General features: G+C 33.2%; 16 protein-coding genes. 10 read left to right on the top strand and 6 right to left on the bottom strand.

From position 1 onward, the window contains the following. Positions 1-1689, bottom strand: a complete 1689-nt coding sequence (recJ, locus tag INR78_RS05775; protein WP_223077850.1) for a single-stranded-DNA-specific exonuclease RecJ — start codon at positions 1687-1689, stop codon at positions 1-3. Between the two features lie 52 nt (positions 1690-1741). Continuing rightward, entirely contained in the window at positions 1742-2161 is a 420-nt protein-coding gene (locus tag INR78_RS05770; RefSeq protein ID WP_223077849.1) for an OsmC family protein, read from the bottom strand. A gap of 61 nt (positions 2162-2222) precedes the next feature. Here INR78_RS05770 and INR78_RS05765 point away from each other — a divergent pair, with 61 nt between their 5' ends. Further along, a complete protein-coding gene (locus INR78_RS05765) occupies positions 2223-2813 on the top strand; it encodes a carboxymuconolactone decarboxylase family protein (protein WP_223077848.1) in 591 nt (196 codons plus the stop codon). 51 nt (positions 2814-2864) lie between these two features. Here the strand turns inward: INR78_RS05765 and rsmI are convergent, their stop codons facing one another. Then, positions 2865-3536 carry a 16S rRNA (cytidine(1402)-2'-O)-methyltransferase gene (rsmI, locus tag INR78_RS05760; RefSeq protein WP_223077847.1) on the bottom strand — a complete coding sequence of 224 codons (672 nt, stop codon included), beginning with the start codon at positions 3534-3536 and terminating at the stop codon, positions 2865-2867. Positions 3537-3630: 94 nt separating this feature from the next. Between rsmI and INR78_RS05755 the strand changes: the two genes are divergently transcribed. Further along, positions 3631-7029, top strand: coding sequence for a gliding motility-associated C-terminal domain-containing protein (locus INR78_RS05755; RefSeq protein ID WP_223077846.1), 3399 nt, complete (start codon positions 3631-3633; stop codon positions 7027-7029). Here INR78_RS05755 and INR78_RS05750 read toward each other — a convergent pair. Next, positions 7026-7757: a hypothetical protein gene (locus tag INR78_RS05750; protein ID WP_223077845.1), complete on the bottom strand. Its 732-nt coding sequence runs from the start codon at positions 7755-7757 to the stop codon at positions 7026-7028. The two genes, INR78_RS05755 and INR78_RS05750, sit on opposite strands and share 4 nt — an antisense overlap. A gap of 120 nt (positions 7758-7877) precedes the next feature. Here INR78_RS05750 and INR78_RS05745 point away from each other — a divergent pair, with 120 nt between their 5' ends. The 8 genes from INR78_RS05745 to INR78_RS05710 all read left to right on the top strand — a co-directional run bounded on the left by INR78_RS05745 (position 7878) and on the right by INR78_RS05710 (position 17793). Continuing rightward, positions 7878-8525, top strand: coding sequence for a thymidine kinase (locus tag INR78_RS05745; protein WP_223077844.1), 648 nt, complete (start codon positions 7878-7880; stop codon positions 8523-8525). Then, positions 8518-9624, top strand: a complete 1107-nt coding sequence (alr, locus tag INR78_RS05740) for an alanine racemase (protein WP_223077843.1) — start codon at positions 8518-8520, stop codon at positions 9622-9624. The genes INR78_RS05745 and alr overlap by 8 nt, the downstream gene beginning before the upstream one ends. 97 nt (positions 9625-9721) lie before the next feature. Continuing rightward, positions 9722-10129: a large conductance mechanosensitive channel protein MscL gene (gene mscL / locus INR78_RS05735; protein WP_223077842.1), complete on the top strand. Its 408-nt coding sequence runs from the start codon at positions 9722-9724 to the stop codon at positions 10127-10129. Between the two features lie 137 nt (positions 10130-10266). Further along, positions 10267-11256, top strand: a complete 990-nt coding sequence (locus tag INR78_RS05730) for an aspartate-semialdehyde dehydrogenase (RefSeq protein ID WP_223077841.1) — start codon at positions 10267-10269, stop codon at positions 11254-11256. Positions 11257-11352: 96 nt separating this feature from the next. After that, a complete protein-coding gene (locus tag INR78_RS05725) occupies positions 11353-12441 on the top strand; it encodes a hypothetical protein (RefSeq protein WP_223077840.1) in 1089 nt (362 codons plus the stop codon). A gap of 15 nt (positions 12442-12456) precedes the next feature. Further along, positions 12457-14550, top strand: a complete 2094-nt coding sequence (locus tag INR78_RS05720) for an FG-GAP-like repeat-containing protein (protein WP_223077839.1) — start codon at positions 12457-12459, stop codon at positions 14548-14550. 92 nt (positions 14551-14642) lie between these two features. Then, entirely contained in the window at positions 14643-16805 is a 2163-nt protein-coding gene (locus INR78_RS05715; RefSeq protein ID WP_223077838.1) for a prolyl oligopeptidase family protein, read from the top strand. Between the two features lie 73 nt (positions 16806-16878). Next, positions 16879-17793 (top strand): ABC transporter ATP-binding protein, encoded by a 915-nt coding sequence (locus INR78_RS05710; RefSeq protein ID WP_223077837.1) that lies wholly within the window; start codon positions 16879-16881, stop codon positions 17791-17793. Here the strand turns inward: INR78_RS05710 and INR78_RS05705 are convergent. Both INR78_RS05705 and mtgA read right to left on the bottom strand, forming a co-directional pair. After that, the gene (locus INR78_RS05705; RefSeq protein WP_223077836.1) at positions 17780-18238 is read right to left on the bottom strand and encodes a 3-oxoacyl-ACP synthase; all 459 of its coding nucleotides are present in this window, start codon (positions 18236-18238) and stop codon (positions 17780-17782) included. The genes INR78_RS05710 and INR78_RS05705 overlap by 14 nt on opposite strands. Beyond that, positions 18219-18920 carry a monofunctional biosynthetic peptidoglycan transglycosylase gene (mtgA, locus tag INR78_RS05700; RefSeq protein ID WP_223077835.1) on the bottom strand — a complete coding sequence of 234 codons (702 nt, stop codon included), beginning with the start codon at positions 18918-18920 and terminating at the stop codon, positions 18219-18221. Before mtgA ends, INR78_RS05705 begins: the two co-directional genes overlap by 20 nt.

Raw genomic sequence — 18920 nt, 5'->3', positions numbered from 1 at the left:
CTATCCTTTTATATCTCTAATTTTAAGTTGAAGCGACACATTACCTTGCCAATGGTTTTCGTCTACAGAATATACAGCACTAAACGGTTGTTTGTTTTTAATAAGCTCAAGTTTTTCACCTAAATTAAAACCAATACATACAAATTGTTTACCCGATTGCGTTGCTGTAAATCTTAAGTGCGTTTTATCTTCGCCAACACATTTCCCATAACCTGTATCTTTAAGATTATCGGTCATAAAAATTGGTGTCATATTTCCTGGTCCAAATGGAGCAAATTGCTTAATTATTCGCCAAAATTTTTCATCAATTTCAGCTAAATCAATTTGCATATCTACTTTTATTTCTGGTGTTAGTAGGTTTTTATCTATGGTTTTAGAAACCTCATCTTCAAAAGCTTGTTTAAACGCTTCGTAGTTTTCTTCTTTAAGGGTTAATCCTGCTGCATATTTATGTCCGCCAAATTGCTCGATATGTTCGGCGCAACCTTGTAACGCGTTATAGACATCAAACCCTGAAACCGATCTAGCAGAAGCTGCTAACTTATCGCCACTTTTTGTAAATACTAAGGTTGGTCTGTAGTAGGTTTCGATTAAACGAGATGCCACAATACCAATCACACCTTTGTGCCAATGGTCTTGATACACTACGGTTGTTAAACGGTTTTCTTCATTTTCAGACTTTATTAACTCTAATGCTTCTTGGGTTATACTTTGGTCGGCTTCTCTCCTATCGGTATTAAATGCTTCAATCTCTTCAGCATATTGTATGGCTGTTTGCAAATTGCTTTCGGTTAAAAGATCTACAGCGTATTGCCCATGTTTCATTCTACCAGCAGCATTAATACGTGGCGCGATGATAAAAACTACGTCGGTTATGGTTAGTTCGTCCTTTTTTATCTGGTTAATAATAGCTTTAAAACCTGCACGAGGTTGCGCATTTATAACCTGTAAACCAAAGTAAGCTAACACTCTGTTTTCGCCTGTAATCGGGACAATATCTGCACCAATTGCTGTAGCTACAAGGTCTAAATATGGGATTAAATCGTTTAACGTTTCGTCAAACTTTTCTGCTATAGCTTGTATTAATTTAAAACCTACGCCACAACCACAAAGTTCTTTATAAGGATACGTGCAATCTTCTTGTTTTGGGTCTAAAACCGCTACAGCATTTGGTACTTGATTACCTGGTCGGTGATGATCACAAATAATAAAATCGATGCCTTTTTCTTTAGCATAGTCTATTTTATCTATTGCTTTGATACCACAATCTAACGCAACGATTAAACTGAAATCATTATCGTCTGCAAAATCAATTCCTTTGTAAGAAACGCCATAACCTTCATCATACCTATCAGGAATATAAGTCGCGACATTTGCAGTTTTGGTCTTTAAATAAGACGACATTAACGCTACCGATGTTGTTCCGTCAACGTCATAATCGCCATATACCAATATATTTTCGCCATCTTCAATCGCTTGCAAAATTCTAGTCACTGCTTTGTCCATATCTTTCATTAAATATGGATTATGAAGATGTTCTAAACTAGGTCTAAAAAAGTGTTTAGCATCTTCAAACGTTTCTATACCACGTTGTACTAAAAGCGTTGCAATTGCTTCATCTACATTTAAAGATTGTTGCAGTTGTTTGACAATTTCTGGGTTTGGTTTTGGCTTTAATGTCCAGCGCATAGTGGAAGTGAAAAGTGTCTTAAATATTTAAAGTGTCTAAAGTTGAAAATGATTATTTGTTATGAAATTTAATATCTGTATTTACATCGGCAAATTGTCTAAACATTTCCATTACGCCGCAATATTTTTCGACAGATAGTTGTACTGCTCTGTTAATTCTTTCTTCATTTAAATCTGTACCTGTAAAGTGGTAAGTAAGCCAAACTGTTTTATAGTATTTTGGATGTTCTTCGGTAAGCTCACCTTCAACTTCCATTTTAAAATCGTCAACCTCAACTTTCATTTTTTCTAAAATTGAAACAACGTCTAAGCCTGAACAACCCGCTAAAGAAGAAAGCATCATTGCTTTTGGTGATAGACCTTGACGCTGCTGTCCTTCTACATCGGTATCCATTAAAACATGATGATTACTTGGGTTATCAGAATCGAATACCATACCGCCTTTCCATGTTGTTGTGATTTTATGTGTCATTTTTAAGATTTTTTTTGTTTATTGAATGTATCAAAAATACATTATAAAATTTAGAAAACCCATGCCTTTAGTAAACCCTTTACACGCAGATCATGATATTGAAACCAAAGAACTAGCCGACTTTTTTAATGAGACACTTGGCTTTTGCCCAAACTCGGTTTTAACCATGCAACACAGACCGGCAATAAGTAAAGCGTTTATTAATTTGAATAAAGCTGTTATGGCTAATGAAGGTAAAGTGACTTCTGCTTTAAAGCGCATGATTGCTTGGGTTAGCAGTAATGCAACAGGTTGTAGGTATTGTCAAGCTCATGCTATACGTGCTGCTGAACGTTATGGTGCAGAACAAGAACAATTAGATAATATTTGGGATTATAAAACGCATCCTGCTTTTAGTGCTGCCGAACGTGCTGCATTAGATTTTAGTTTAGCCGCAAGTCAAGTACCAAATGCGGTTGATGAGACTATTAAAACTGAATTATATAAATATTGGAATGAAGGTGAAATTGTAGAAATGCTAGGCGTAATTAGTCTTTTTGGTTATCTAAACCGTTGGAATGATAGCATGGCAACAACCTTAGAAGATGATGCTATTGATAGCGGAAACCAGTATTTAGGTAAACATGGTTTTGAGGTTGGGAAGCACATTTAATTAGTTAACGGTTTTCAGTTGCAGTAGACAGTAAGTGTAATTAGCAAGGTTTTACTTCTTCCCACCAACACAAATAACAATTTCTCCTTTTGGTGGCTTATTAGTGTAGTATTCTAAAACTTCTTTGGCTGTACCACGTATGGTTTCTTCATACAATTTGGTAAGTTCTCTAGAAACTGAAACTGGTCTGTCTTCTCCAAAATACTCGCAAAAATTGGTTAATGTTTTTATTAATTTATGCGGACTTTCATAAAATATGATGGTTCTGGTTTCTTCAGCTAAAAATAAAAGTCGGGTTTGTCTTCCTTTTTTTACTGGTAAAAACCCTTCAAAAACAAACTTGTCGTTTGGTAAACCACTATTAACTAATGCTGGGACAAATGCTGTTGCGCCTGGTAAACATTCTACTTCAATATTATTTTCAATACACGCTCTAGTTAGTAAAAATCCTGGATCAGAAATTGCTGGTGTACCTGCATCACTAATCAATGCAATGGTTGTTCCTGCTTTTAATTTTTGTACCAAACTTTCAACCGTTTTATGCTCGTTATGCATATGGTGACTTTGCATTGGTGTACTAATTTCAAAATGCTTTAATAATTTACCTGATGTACGCGTATCTTCAGCTAAAATTATATCAGCTTCTTTTAAAACTTCAATCGCTCTAAAAGTGATGTCTTTTAAATTTCCTATTGGTGTTGGTACAATGTAGAGTTTACCCATTTTATTTTGAAATATTATTCAAATTTACAATCTTTTAATATATTATGAAGCAACCTTTTGCTATTTTAGTCATCTATTAATAAACCAACCTTTAATGAAAAAATCACTATTTATCTTCTTATTTTCTGTTGTGTCTTACATTTTAAATGCTCAAACAACAGACTTATCTATTGTTGTTGAAGCTCAAGATTTATCAGGAAATCCTATTTCTCAAATAGGAATTAATCAAGAATTTAAATACATAGTTACCATTTTAAATGGAGGAAATGCTGTAAATAATGCTTCGTTTTCTCAAACTTTAAATACTAATTTAATCATTTTAAGCGCTCAAAGTCAAAACCAAACTGGTGGCGCTAGCAGTATAGACCCAATAAATATAACCGGTAGTATTATAACTGGTACTATTGCTAATATGCCGTCAAATGCAAGTGTAGCGTTAGAGGTATTAGTAAAAGCGCCTTTAAGCCTTGGTGGTATTGCTAGTAGTGCAACTGTATCTGCTCCGGATACGGTCACAGATACTAATACATCCAATAATCAATCTGTAATATCAATTGATGTTTTTGATATCCCAATAGATTTTACAGTAGATTATACCCAAACAAACCCTAGTTTAGGGACAGGTATTAGCGCATGGAATGAGGTAGTGACTTATCAAGTTACAATTACTAATAATAGTACTATCGCGTTTCCGCTTGAAAGCTTTTCTCAAAAATTTAATCTTGAGTCTAGTATATTAAATGGTAGACCAAGAATTGAGTTGGAGTCTATAAACTGTATAGGTGGTACAAACGGTATAAATTGTCCTAGCTCTTTAAATGTACAGGATAATAGTATTCAAACTATATCTTCTATATCTACAATTTTAACCGTTGATCAAACTATTAATTTTCCTGCAGGCGCTTCTTTAACTTTTGAAATTGATATAAGATTTTTGGATCCATTATGTGGTATAGACATACAGCAAATGTCTGTGTCTAGCTTCTCACAAATACTTATTGAACATACAAATGAATCTTCTAATAGCTCTAATAATGTTATTACACCATTATTACTTGCAGAAGCTTGTCCCGAAGCAGATTTATGCGTACAAACCACTCAAATAAATCCTGATGCTTCCCAAGATGTTGCTTGGGGAGAGCAAGTTACCTTTCAAACCACCGTTTGTAATAGTGGTCCTGATGCTACTTTAATGCGTTTCTTTTTACAGAATTTAACAGTAGGTGTAGATTGGGATATTATTTCAATAACTTGCGATTTTACAACAGGTCCAGTAGATTGTAGCGACTTTACACTTACAGATTTAGATCAATACTGGCAAAGTAATAATTTTGTACTACAACCTAATACAACTATCCAAGTAACTACTGTTGTTGTCTTTTTAGAATCTGACGATTGTGCTGCCGAACAAGAAGATAACACACTTGGTCACGTAAGAAGTGGTGTAAACAACTTAGACTCTTTTATTTTAGATCCTAACCTTAATAATAATGCAGAAAGTGATTTTGTTTTATTACCACCTTTACCTGTTTGTGAACCAGAAGACTATGTAGACTTAAGTGTTACAAAAACACAAATTGATCCAGTATTACCAATAGGAAACTCTCCTAATAACACTACATCTTGGGGAGCAGTAACCTATGAAATTGTTATATCTAATAATAGTGATCAAGATGCTACTGTAGCTGTACAAGACTATATGCCTTTAGGAGAAAACACTAATACAGATGCAAGCTTAATATCTGTAAACTGTGTTGGTACAACAGGAACAGCAACGTGCTTTGATGTTACAAATCAAAATGTAGGCATTGTCTACGATGGTTTACCACAAGATGGACAACCAGATGTTTTTTGGGAAATTTTACCTGAAGATAACTTAATACTTCCAGCTCAAAGCTCTATAACTTATGAGGTTATTGTAGATTGGTTTCCTGGTTGTGATGCTAATTTTGTTAGAGCTACAAATAATGTCTCTATCGAAAATTTAGATGGTGTTTTAGATAATAACGAAAGTAACAATACAGCATCTTCTATTATTTATTTTGCACCTTGTGTAGATTTAGTTGTACAAACTTATCCAGAATTTACCTCTGTAGGTGTAAATAGTAACTTCAATTGGATTGTAGATATTACCAATAGTAATACTAGCTCAAATGCTATAAATATAGATTTTATAGATACTTTAGGTGCTCAGTTTACAATAAACGGGACACCAACTTGTAATGTTGTTTCAGGAAATGCCACTTGTATTTCAAGTTTCAATGTAAATGGTAATACTATTACAGGAAATATATCAAATATGGATCCTGCTGCAAATATTCAAATTATAATACCCGTTACAGCACCTAGCTATGGCGGCGCATTTACAAATACAGCAGAAGCCATTCCTAATGGAGAGGACAATGAAGAGTTAACTCCAGAAACAAATATTTCAATTAGCAACGCTCAAGTTATTGCTCCTTTGGTAGAAAAAGTTTTTTCTCCAGATCAAATTATGCAAGGTCAAACTAGTACGTTATTATTTACACTTCAAAATTTATCAGGAAATCCTGCTCAAAACAACATATCATTTACAGACAATTTACCAACGGGTTTAACAATAGCTGGTCCAATTGTTTGGGAAGATGCTAATAACTGTACAGCCACATTTTCTGGTGAAATCGGAGATACAGCAATTTCGGTTACTGATTTAACCTTTCCTGAAGGTGTAGGTACTTGTAGCTTTTCTGTAATAGTAACTTCAAATACACCAGGCGAATATGTTAACAACAGCTCTAATTTTAGTAATTTAAATAACATAGATAGTTCTCAGGCAAGTGCAACATTATTAGTTACAGAAGACACAACTAATGTCGACATTGAAGTTTTAAAAACAGTAAACCCTGAAGAAACAGCAATTGGTACCGAAGTTGTTTTTACAATAACCGCAACTAATATTGGAACAACTGAAGCAACTAATATTAAAATTATAGAAAATTTGCCAGAAGGATATTTATTTATAAATGCCTTAACTAGTTTTGGAACTTATGATGAAAGTTCTTCAACCTGGAATATACCTAACCTTACTCCTAACCAATCAGAGAATTTATTATTAACTGTTCAGGTAATTTCAGCACAAAACTTATTAAATGTTGCTACCTTAAGTAACGTAAACGAAGTTGATAGAGATTTGACTAATAACGAAGATTTTGCAGTAGTATTAGTAAATAACTGTTTACAAATACCTGAAGGCTTTTCGCCAAATGAAGACACCTTAAATGATACTTTCGTAATTCCTTGCGTAGAAGATTATCCGGTTAACAGTTTAGATATTTATAACCGTTATGGTACCTTAATTTATCATAAAGATAATTACATAAACCAATGGGACGGAAAACCTAACACAGGACCACTTAACCAAAATAAAGTGTTACCTGTTGGCACGTATTTTTACACTTTTAAGATAGAAGGAATATCTAAAATTTTTACTGGCTACGTATATTTAAATTATTAATTAAATCTAGCTTCAATAATTTGCATAAATCTGGCTTCATAGTCTTCTTTCCCTTCCCAATTATTGTAGTCTGGTTTTACAACATTGCGTATTAAATGTGTAGCTTCTGTAAGGTCTGAAGTAGTATTTAATTGAGAAAGCACGCGGTTATAATCTTCTGCACTACCATCAAAAAGATGTTTTATAAAAGCCAGCTTGTCGTTTAAACCAATGTTTAAACTAGATTTAAATCTATCGTTAAGGCTTTTCTTTTCTGGATTGATTTGGTTAGTCACAGGTTCAAAAACGGGCATTTCTTCAAAACCAGCAGTAATATCTTCAAAATCATTTTTATGGTAGTTCTTTTTTGGGATAACCTCTTCTAATAACTCATCAACTTTTTGAGTTTCTTCAGGCATTTGCGCTACCATGTCTTTAATTTTTTCCATTAAAGGCTCTGTGATTTCTTCATTTTCAGTGTCATCTAAATTGATATATGTTTTATTATCAACTTCTATATTGTCACTTATTCTGTTATTAAATGCTGTATCTAGCATCCCAAAAAAAGAAGAATCATCACCTATAGTAGGTTTATCATCCTCAAAATTTTCATTAGCAAATTTTAAAACTGTTAACTTCTCATAAAGCGCAGCAACTTCTGCATGCATTTTATTAACATCTTCTTTACCACCTAACTTTAGAATCCTGTGCGCAATGCTTATTAATTCTGACTCTAGTTTCTTCTTCATGATTTGTCTTTTTTTATAATTTTTAAGATTTAATACAAGATAGCCTTTTGATTTTTAATAAATTTGAACCACCTTTATAGAAAACAAGTACCATTCTTATTCTAGTGTTAAAATTACAAAATGTTTCTTGAAAATACAGTAAATCAAAAAGAACAATTTGGATGGATTGAAGTCATCTGTGGATCAATGTTTTCCGGTAAAACCGAAGAGCTAATAAGAAGACTAAAACGCGCCCAATTTGCAAAACAAAAAGTCGAAATTTTTAAACCGGCTATAGACGTAAGGTATGACGAAGAAGAAGTTGTATCTCACGACTCAAACTCTATTCGATCAACTCCTGTGCCGGCTGCTGCAAATATTCCTATTTTAGCAGATAATTGTGATGTTGTAGGTATTGACGAAGCTCAATTTTTTGATGACGAAATTGTAAAAGTATGTAATGACCTAGCAAATAAAGGTATTAGAGTTATTGTTGCTGGTTTAGATATGGACTTTAAAGGTAATCCTTTTGGACCAATGCCTTTTTTAATGGCAACTGCAGAGTATGTTACTAAAGTACACGCTGTATGCACAAGAACAGGTAACTTAGCACAATACAGTTACCGTAAATCTCAAAACGACAACTTAGTACTTTTAGGAGAAACAGAAGAGTATGAGCCTTTAAGTCGCGCAGCATATTACAAGGCAACCATGCGCGAAAAAATTAAAAACATAAAAGTAACCGACGCTAAACCATTAGATACTAATCCAGAAACAAAAAATGGATAAGGCACAAGAAACTATTCTTGAAATTGATTTAAAAACACTAAAACAAAATTTTACGTTTTTAAAATCAAAAACCACTGCAAACACCAAATTTTTAGCAGTAGTAAAAGCATTTGCATATGGTAGTGATGCTGTAGAAATTGCCAAATATTTACAAGACTTAGACGTAGATTATTTTGCTGTTGCGTATAGCTACGAAGGTGTTGCGTTACGCGATGCTGGCGTTACAAAACCCATATTGGTACTGCATCCTCAACCGGTAAATTTTGATACTATAATCAAACGTTGTTTAGAACCCAGCATGTACTCTAAGCGTATTTTAGATACATTTATCGCTTTCGCTGAAAAACATAAGCAAACAGACTATCCTGTTCATATAAAATTTAATACAGGGTTAAACCGAATTGGCTTTTCAGAACATGATATCCAAACTGTTTTAAGTAGCTTAAAAACAACTAAAAGTATCAAAGTGCGATCTCTATTTTCACACTTAGCAGCAAGCGAAGATTTAAATGAAAGAGAATTTACTTTAAATCAAATTGAAAGTTTTAAAAACATTGCAAAAACTTTTAACACAGGTTTAGGTTACAAAACTTTCTTACATATGTGTAATACATCAGGAATATTAAATTATCCCGAAGCACATTTTGATATGGTAAGAAGTGGTATAGGACTATATGGCTTTGGTAATGACGCTAGATACAAAAAAGATTTAAAGCCAATAGCTACTTTAAAAAGTATTATCTCTCAAATTCATCATATTAAAAAAGGAGACAGTTTAGGTTACAACAGAGGTTATATTGCTAATCAAGATACTATAACTGCAACCATACCAATTGGTCATGCAGACGGTATAAAAAGACAATATGGTAAAGGTAAAGGGTTTATAACTATACATAATCAAAAAGCACATATTTTAGGTAATGTTTGTATGGATATGATTATGGTAGACGTCACTAATATTAACTGTAAAGAAGGTGATGAAGTCATAATCTTTGATGCTAACAATACCGCTGAAGATTTAGCAGAAACTGTACAATCTATTTCTTACGAATTAATCACAGCTATCTCTCAACGTATAAAACGTGTTTTTTATCGATAAAAACTCTTTTTTAATACTACTAAAAATCGGTTTGTGTTAAAATTTTAAGTAATTTGAATCTCATATTAAAAATTAACTAACGTAAAATTTTAAGATTATGCTTAAAGAATTTAAGAATTTTATCATGACAGGAAATGTCATAGATTTAGCAGTAGCTGTAATTCTTGCTGGTGCAGTAGGAATGGTTGTAAATGGATTTGTATCTGACATTATGATGCCAATTGTTGGTCATTTTGCTGGTGGAATGAACTTTGAAGACCTTAAAATAGTATTATCTCCAGCTGTAGTAGATGCAGAAGGAACCGTAACAACACCTGAAAATGCAATTTTATATGGTAAATGGATTAATGCAATCATTAATTTAATTACTGTAGGATTTGTATTGTTTATGATTGTAAAAGCATACAACAAAACTAAAAAGCCAAAAGAAGAAGCTCCAGCAGCTCCTGCAGGACCATCAGAGATTGACTTATTAAAAGAAATTAGAGACGCTTTAAAAAAGTAATCTAGATAACATATTTTATACTAAATCAGGAATTATTAATAGTTCCTGATTTTTTTTGGTCTTTTTTTAAGAAATTATTAGCGTTCTAATACTATAAATACTCTAATTTTACGTGCAAATTTTTTAAATCAAAAAAGATGAAAGTAGCAATTGTTGGTGCCACAGGAATGGTTGGCGAAGTCATGTTAAAAGTATTAGCAGAACGTAATTTTCCAATAACAGAATTAATACCTGTAGCTTCAGAAAAATCTGTTGGAAAAACAATAACCTACAAAAACAAAGATTATAAAGTTGTTGGTTTAGAAACAGCAGTTTCTATGCGTCCAGACATTGCTTTATTTTCTGCTGGAGGATCTACTTCTTTAGAATGGGCTCCAAAATTTGCAGATGCAGGCACAACAGTAGTAGATAACTCTTCTGCCTGGCGTATGGATGAGACTAAAAAGTTAATAGTGCCAGAAATTAACGCATCTCAATTGACTAAAGAAGATAAAATTATTGCTAATCCTAACTGCTCTACAATACAGTTGGTAATGTGCTTGGCACCACTTCATCAAAAATATAAAATGAAACGTGTTGTTGTTTCAACCTATCAATCTGTTTCTGGTACTGGTGTTAAAGCAGTTAGACAATTAGAAAATGAAATTGCAGGTATTGAAGGCGAAATGGCTTATCCATATCCAATAGGCAAAAACGCATTACCGCATTGTGACGTTTTTGAAGCTAACGGTTACACTAAAGAAGAAATGAAATTAGCACGCGAACCTCAAAAAATTCTTGACGATCGTACATTCTCTGTTTCTGCAACAGCGGTAAGAATACCAACTGCAGGTGGACATAGCGAGTCTGTAAATGTAGAGTTTGAAAACGACTTTAATCTTGACGAGGTTAGATCTTTATTAAGTCAAACACCTGGTGTTACTGTGCAAGACAATACAGATACAAACACTTATCCAATGCCAATTTATGCGCATGATAAAGACGATGTTTTTGTTGGACGCATAAGACGTGACGAAACCCAACCAAACACATTAAATATGTGGATTGTTGCAGACAACTTACGTAAAGGTGCTGCAACCAACACCATACAAATTGCAGAATATCTAATAGAAAACAGCCTTCTTTAAGCTATTTTCAATCTATTAGCGTAAAATCATCTAATTAGCTTTACAAGGTGTTAAAAAAATTAATATCTTGTAAAGCTATTAATGACAACTATTTAGATGAAAAAACAATTACGCTACGTTACATTTATACTTATTACTTTTTTGATTTCATGTTCTTCTAAAGAAGAATACGTTGAAGTCCCAAATAATAACACACCAGAATCTCCAGTAGTATTCAATCCTGATGCTGCTCCTTCTCAACAATTATCAGAATACAGATTTTTTGAGGGCAATCTAAAAGATTTAGCGCCTTCTTATGGAGTGATTCCTTACGAGCCCATCAATACATTATTTACAGATTATGCTCATAAAAAAAGGTTTATTTGGATGCCAGAAAATGTTTCTGCATCTTATGTTAATGACTTTTCAACTCTAAATTTCCCTATCGGAACTGTTTTAATAAAAAACTTTTATTACGATACTATTCAGCCAAACAATACTACGCGTATTATCGAAACTCGCTTGATGTACAATACTTCAGAAGGATGGAAATTTGCAGAATATGTGTGGAATGACGCTCAAACAGAAGCTTACCTTGATATGAATGGAAGTACAACAGATATTAACTTTATGGAAAATGGTGTTGTAAAATCTACATCTTACAGAATTCCATCAGAAGCAGAATGTTTTACTTGTCATAAAGATGGTGTTAACGCTACTCCTATTGCTTTAAAACCTCAAAATATCAACAAAAGTTTATTGTTTTCAGATGGTAATAAAAACCAATTATCTAAATGGATAGAGATGGGATACCTTAATGATAATCTACCAAATTCAATAAATACCATTGCCAATTGGGAAGACACAAGTTTACCAATTCAAGATAGAATGAGAGGTTATTTAGATATTAATTGTGCGCATTGTCATTCTGACAACAAACACTGTGACTATAGACCAATTAGACTTGCTTTTGGTGATTATGTAGATGAATCTAGTCTTGGCACATGTGTTCCACCTGATACCGAAATTTCTCCTTATACAGATATTATTGTTCCTAATAATGTAGCTCGATCTGTAATGCATTTTAGGCTTAGTACTACTCAAGAAGAATATAAAATGCCACTTTTAGGAAGAACACTTGTACACGAAGAAGGTGTACAACTACTTGAAGATTGGATTAACTCTCTGACAATAACCTGTGACTAAAACTAACTCTTAATTATGAAAATAAAACTACTATTAATCTTATGCTTAGCTTTTTCCTGTTATAACTTAGCACAAACTAACTCAAACTCTTGCGCAGAAGCAGACGCTGATACCGCAATTACAACTGCAGGTACTTTTACAATTGCAGAAGTTGCAGGCGTTGGTATAAATGGAACAGAAATACCATCTCCCATCTGTGCAACCAACGGAAGTGGCGCATCTAATGGTGAATGGTACAGATACATCCCTAACGACAATTATACAGTAACAATTACTACTGATTTAGCTCAAAATTCTGGATTAGATACACGCGTACATATTTACTCAGGCGTTTGTGGCAATTTAGTTTGTGAAGCTGGAGATGATGATGCTGGTTCTGGATTTCTTTCTGTAGCTACTTTTAATGTTATTAGTGGTACAACATATTACATTGCATTTGATGATAGATGGAATGATAGCGGTTTTGATTGGGAACTTATTGAAGGAACCGTTGTAAATCCACCAGCACCAGTACCTGTTACTTTTACTCAACAAAGTCTTTCTACCACAGGAACTAATAGAGCTGTAGTAGACATGAATGGTGATTTTTTAGATGATATTGTTGCTGTAAATGCTACAAATATTAATATTCGTCATCAGTTATCAACTGGCGGATTTGACAACGTAAATATTACAACAACTTCTGCAGACTTTACGCCTAGTTGGAGCCTTGCTGCTGCAGATTACAATGCAGATGGTTATACAGATTTAGTTTATGGTGGCGGATCTGGAGTTACTTTTATGAAGTCTGACGGAACAGGAACTGGTTTTACTGAAGTTTCTGGACCAGAATATGTGTTTTCTCAACGCTCTAATTTTGTAGATATAAATATGGATGGTCATTTAGACGCATTTGTATGTCACGATGTACAACCAACAGTATATTACCTAAACGATGGAAACGGAAATCTAACCTACCATCAAACCGCAACTACTGGAGCTCCTTTTAATTTAGGAGACTATTCTTCTGGTGGACACTACGGATCTATTTGGGTAGACTACGATAATGATGGAGATTCCGATATGTTTATCGCAAAATGTGGTGGCGAAGAAGCAAGAAGACGCAACCAAATGCATAGAAACGATTCTTATTTAGATGCTGGAGATAATTTAGTTGTAAGCTATACAGAAGTTTCAAATTCTATTGGATTATCAGATCCAATGCAAACATGGTCTTCTGCTTGGGGAGATTTTGATAACGATGGTGATATGGATGTATTTGTTGGCGCTAGTACTGGTGCACATAAATTAATGCGAAATGATATTGATGGTAGCGGAAACGTTACTTTTACGGACATATCTTCAACATCTGGAATTTTAACAATGACTTCAACAGGAATAGAAAATGTGACTTACGATTTTGACAACGACGGAAACTTAGACATCGCTTCCAACGGAAACTTGCTAATTGGTAACGGTGATATGACTTTTACTTTGTATGAAAACGTATTGCCTGTTGGCTCTTTTGGAGACTTAAATAACGATGGATTTATTGATGGATTTAGTAGTGGCGGCACTATTTTTATGAACGACACAACAAACAATAACTGGATTACTATTAACACCGTTGGAACAGCAAGTAACATAAACGGAATTGGTGCAAGAATAACTATAGAAACACCATCTGGATTCCAAATAAGAGATGTAAGAAGTGGTGATGGATTTAGGTACATGAACACCTTAAACACTCATTTTGGTTTAGGTACAGACACTTCAATAACAAGCATTACAATTGAATGGCCTTCAGGTATAGTAGATACTATTTTTAATCCTACAATTAATCAAACACATAATTATGTAGAAGGCACAAACCAATTAAGCATAGAAGAGTTCTTAATTTCAGACTTAATTTTATATCCTAATCCAACGTCTCATTATTTAAATTTAAACACTGAAAATTATAACCTTAATAAAGCAGAATTTTCTGTTTTTGATATATCAGGAAGACAAGCCTTTAAAGGAAAAATTTATGATAATAAAGTGGATGTATTAAGATTACAAAGCGGAAATTACATTTTAAAAATAGACGTAAACGGTAGTGTAAAAGCTCAAAAATTCATCAAAAAATAAAATTCAACTTAAAAAAGTCTTAAAAAGCGTTTGTATTAGATATACAAGCGCTTTTTTCATTAATTTTAACCTATTAATTAAATCAACTTAAAATGAAAAAGCTTGCTATTGGTCTTTTATCGTTAATAACAATTATGTCTTGTAAAGAAGAAATGAAGCAGAAAGAAACAATAAAAGTCACCTATCCAGAAACAAAAAAAGTAGATACTGTAAACACCTATTTTGGAACAGAAGTCAAAGATCCATACAGATGGCTTGAAGACGATAGAAGCACCGAAACTGAAGCTTGGGTTAAAGCCGAAAATAAAGTCACACAAGGTTATTTGGCTAATATTCCTTATCGCGAACAACTAAAAGATCGCTTATCTAAATTATGGAATTACGAAAAAATTGGCGCACCATTTATAGAAGGTGATTACACGTATTTTTATAAAAATGATGGATTACAAAACCAATACGTCATCTACCGTTACAAAACAGGTGAAGACCCAAAAACAGCCGAAGTTTTTTTAGATCCAAATACATTTAAAGAAGACGGAACAATCTCTCTTGGAGGAACTAGTTTTTCTAAAAACGGAAAGATTTTAGCCTATGCCATTTCTGAAGGAGGAAGCGATTGGCGTAAAATTTTAATTATGGATGTAGAAACTAAAGAAATTATAGAAGATACTTTAGTAGATATTAAATTTAGTGGTATGTCTTGGTACAAAAACGAAGGTTTCTATTACTCAAGCTATGATAAACCTAAAGGAAGCGAGTTATCTGCAAAAACAGACCAACACAAAGTCTACTATCATAAATTAGGAACACCACAAAGCGAAGATCAGTTAATTTATGGTGGTACAGAAGCCGAAAAACACCGTTATATCTATGGAAATGTTACTAGAGACGATAGATTTTTAATTCTTTCTCCTCGTGTATCAACCTCAGGAAACAAATTATTAATTAAAGATTTAACAAAACCAAATAGTGATTTTGTAACCATTTTAGATCACACAGATAGTGACACATACATTTTAGAAAACGAAGGCGATCAGCTATTTATAGTTACAAATCTTAATGCGCCTAACCAAAGATTAGTAACTGTTAATGCCTCAAATCCAGCTCCAGAAAACTGGAAAGATATCATTCCTGAAACTAAAAATGTACTAAGCGCGTCAAAAGCTGGTGGATACTTTTTTGCAGAATATATGGTAGATGCTGTATCGAAAGTATTACAATATGATTATTCTGGTAAACTAGTGCGCGAGGTAGAATTACCTGGTGTTGGAAGTGCTGGCGGATTTGGTGCTAAAAAAGAAGAAAAAGAGCTTTACTACTCGTTTACAAATTATGTAACACCAGGAAGCATCTATAAGTACGATATCGAAAACGGAACTTCAGAATTATACCGTAAACCAGATATCGATTTTAATCCTGAAAATTACGAAAGTAAACAAGTATTTTATACCTCAAAAGACGGTACAAAAGTACCTATGATAATTACACATAAAAAAGGTATTGAACTTAACGGAAAAAACCCAACAATACTTTACGGATATGGTGGTTTCAATATTAGCTTAACACCAAGTTTTAGTATAGCAAATGCGGTTTGGATGGAGCAAGGAGGTATTTATGCTGTACCAAATTTACGTGGTGGCGGAGAATACGGAAAAGCTTGGCATGATGCCGGAACACAGCTAAAAAAACAAAACGTTTTTGACGATTTTATTGCTGCTGCAGAATATCTTATAGAGAACAAATATACCTCGTCAGATTACTTAGCAATTAGAGGTGGATCAAACGGAGGATTATTAGTTGGCGCAACTATGACGCAACGACCAGATTTAATGAAAGTTGCTTTACCTGCTGTTGGTGTTTTAGATATGTTACGCTACCATACATTTACCGCTGGTGCTGGTTGGGCATACGATTACGGTACGGCTGAAGATAACAAGGAAATGTTTGAATACTTAAAAGGATACTCGCCTGTACACAATGTAAAAGAAGGTGTACAATATCCTGCAACAATGGTTACCACTGGTGATCATGATGATAGAGTTGTACCTGCACATAGCTTTAAATTTGCGGCAGAACTACAAGCAAAACAAAAAGGAGATAATCCTGTTTTAATTAGAATTGAAACCGATGCAGGTCATGGTGCTGGTACACCGGTAAGTAAAACCATAGAACAATATGCAGATATTTACGGGTTTACATTATTCAATATGGGATTTGATGTACTACCAGAAAAAATTGAAGATTTTAAAAATTAAGAATAAAGATAAAATTACATCAAACCGCTTAAAAGTTAATTTAAGCGGTTTTTTTTATACTATTTTTGCAACTATGCTAAACGTACAAAACCTAACATTTTCATATAAAAATACACCTGTTTTAAAAGATATTTCTTTTAAAGTTGAAACTGGTGAAAACCTTGCTATTATTGGCGAAAGTGGCTCAGGAAAAAGTACGTTATTAAATCTTATTTATGGTGAATTTGATTTAAATCAAGGACACATTTTTTGGAAAGACACCGAAATTTTAGGTCCAAAATACAACTTAGTGGTTGGTTATGAGTTTATGAAATATGTGCATCAAGAATTCGATTTAATGCCATACATAACCGTTGCTGAAAATATTGCCAAACATCTGTCAAGATTTTATCCTGAAGAACGAGAAGAGCGTACCGTAGAACTACTAAACGTTGTAGAGTTAGAAGCATTTGCCAATGTAAAAGTAAAAACTCTATCTGGCGGACAAAAACAACGTGTGGCACTAGCAAGAGCTTTAGCAAAGCAACCAGAAATTATCTTGTTGGATGAACCTTTTAGTCATATAGATAATTTTAAAAAACAAAGTTTAAGACGTAATGTGTTTAAGTATTTAAAAGATAAAAATATTACTTGTATTGTAGCAACACATGACAAAGAAGATGTATTAGGATTTGCCGATAATATGATTGTTTTGGAGGATAAAAAAATCTTAGAACAAGGTAAACCAGAACAATTATATAACAATCCTAAAACACCATTAATTGCTTCTTTTTTTGACGAATTTAATGTGATTGATGACAGAATTGTTTACTCAAATCAATTAAAAGTCGTTAAAAAATCTAATCTAAAAGCAACTATAATTACCAGTTATTTTAAAGGCAATCATTATTTAATTGAAGCCAATTTAAATGGTGATAAAGTGTTTTTTGAACATAAAACTTTGATAGAAAAAAACTCTAATCTTTATTTATCAATTACAAAACCTTAGTGATTTTAAACTCTAGATTTCTAAAATTAATAACATCACCAACCGATTTTCCTAAAAGTAATTGACCTATTGGTGTGTTTGCAGAAATAGCGTAAAACGTATCATCTTCAACTTTAAGTTCACCAGCGCTAATACTAATAAAATAATTAGATGTTGTTGTATAAACGACACTGCCTAAACCAATATTTTTATAGGTTGATTCGGTATTAATTTTAGATAGAATTTGTTTCGTTTTTTCAATTTCAGCTAATTGGTGTCCTGCTTTTTCGCGTTCTAATTGCAACATGGCGCGTCCTGTTTCGTGCTTATCTCCTGCACTACTCTTTGTTTCACTTTGCAGACTTTGTTTTATATCTTCAATAACCGCCAAAACACTCTGTAAACGCGTCTCTAAACTTTGATTACAAAGCTGTAATAATTGGGTTTTAATGTTTTGGGTTTTCATCGTTTTTCTTAGGAAATTTTAATGGTCCGTAAAAACCCATTTGTTTGATAATCCATTGTTTTCTTGCCGAAATATAACTTGTTGCAGGTTGTGCTTTATAGCGTCTTGGGTTTGGCAAAATTGCAGCTATTGCAGCCGATTGATTGATATTTAATCTTTTTGCCGAAGTCCCAAACCAATGTTGTGACGCTGCTTCTGCGCCGTAAACGCCATTACCCATTTCGATGCTGTTTAGATACACTTCCAAAATACGCTCTTTAGACCATAGTTTTTCTATTAAAAACGTAAAATAAGTTTCTAGACCTTTACGTAACCAACTTCTGTTTGGCCATAAAAATACATTTTTTGCGGTTTGTTGGCTTATGGTACTTGCGCCTTTTATACGTTTTGATTTTTTATTATTTTGGTAAGCCTTTTCAATCGCTTCTATATCAAAACCATTATGGTTTACAAATTTTTGATCTTCACTACAAATTACAGCTTTTTGTAGGTGAATTGAAATATCTTCAATATCGACCCAATTATGTTTAAATGTTGAAGATTTCTCTTTGTTTTCAAAAGAACGAATAGCCATTAACGGTGTATAATATATTGGTATATAACGATAAATCACAACCCATAATACAGTTAAAATTACAAACCAAACACAACATTTTAGTAAAAACCGAAAGACTCTTTTCAT

Origin of the sequence: Mesoflavibacter sp. SCSIO 43206 (genome assembly GCF_019904215.1) — a bacterium.
Taxonomy (GTDB): domain Bacteria; phylum Bacteroidota; class Bacteroidia; order Flavobacteriales; family Flavobacteriaceae; genus Mesoflavibacter; species Mesoflavibacter zeaxanthinifaciens.
This window is presented reverse-complemented; position numbering and strand designations above follow the sequence as displayed.

Coding starts and splice junctions, on each gene's coding strand:
- recJ (WP_223077850.1), bottom strand. CDS start 1,689: ATGCGCTGGACATTAAAGCCAAAACCAAACCCAGAAATTGTCAAACAA.
- INR78_RS05770 (WP_223077849.1), bottom strand. CDS start 2,161: ATGACACATAAAATCACAACAACATGGAAAGGCGGTATGGTATTCGAT.
- INR78_RS05765 (WP_223077848.1), top strand. CDS start 2,223: ATGCCTTTAGTAAACCCTTTACACGCAGATCATGATATTGAAACCAAA.
- rsmI (WP_223077847.1), bottom strand. CDS start 3,536: ATGGGTAAACTCTACATTGTACCAACACCAATAGGAAATTTAAAAGAC.
- INR78_RS05755 (WP_223077846.1), top strand. CDS start 3,631: ATGAAAAAATCACTATTTATCTTCTTATTTTCTGTTGTGTCTTACATT.
- INR78_RS05750 (WP_223077845.1), bottom strand. CDS start 7,757: ATGAAGAAGAAACTAGAGTCAGAATTAATAAGCATTGCGCACAGGATT.
- INR78_RS05745 (WP_223077844.1), top strand. CDS start 7,878: ATGTTTCTTGAAAATACAGTAAATCAAAAAGAACAATTTGGATGGATT.
- alr (WP_223077843.1), top strand. CDS start 8,518: ATGGATAAGGCACAAGAAACTATTCTTGAAATTGATTTAAAAACACTA.
- mscL (WP_223077842.1), top strand. CDS start 9,722: ATGCTTAAAGAATTTAAGAATTTTATCATGACAGGAAATGTCATAGAT.
- INR78_RS05730 (WP_223077841.1), top strand. CDS start 10,267: ATGAAAGTAGCAATTGTTGGTGCCACAGGAATGGTTGGCGAAGTCATG.
- INR78_RS05725 (WP_223077840.1), top strand. CDS start 11,353: ATGAAAAAACAATTACGCTACGTTACATTTATACTTATTACTTTTTTG.
- INR78_RS05720 (WP_223077839.1), top strand. CDS start 12,457: ATGAAAATAAAACTACTATTAATCTTATGCTTAGCTTTTTCCTGTTAT.
- INR78_RS05715 (WP_223077838.1), top strand. CDS start 14,643: ATGAAAAAGCTTGCTATTGGTCTTTTATCGTTAATAACAATTATGTCT.
- INR78_RS05710 (WP_223077837.1), top strand. CDS start 16,879: ATGCTAAACGTACAAAACCTAACATTTTCATATAAAAATACACCTGTT.
- INR78_RS05705 (WP_223077836.1), bottom strand. CDS start 18,238: ATGAAAACCCAAAACATTAAAACCCAATTATTACAGCTTTGTAATCAA.
- mtgA (WP_223077835.1), bottom strand. CDS start 18,920: ATGAAAAGAGTCTTTCGGTTTTTACTAAAATGTTGTGTTTGGTTTGTA.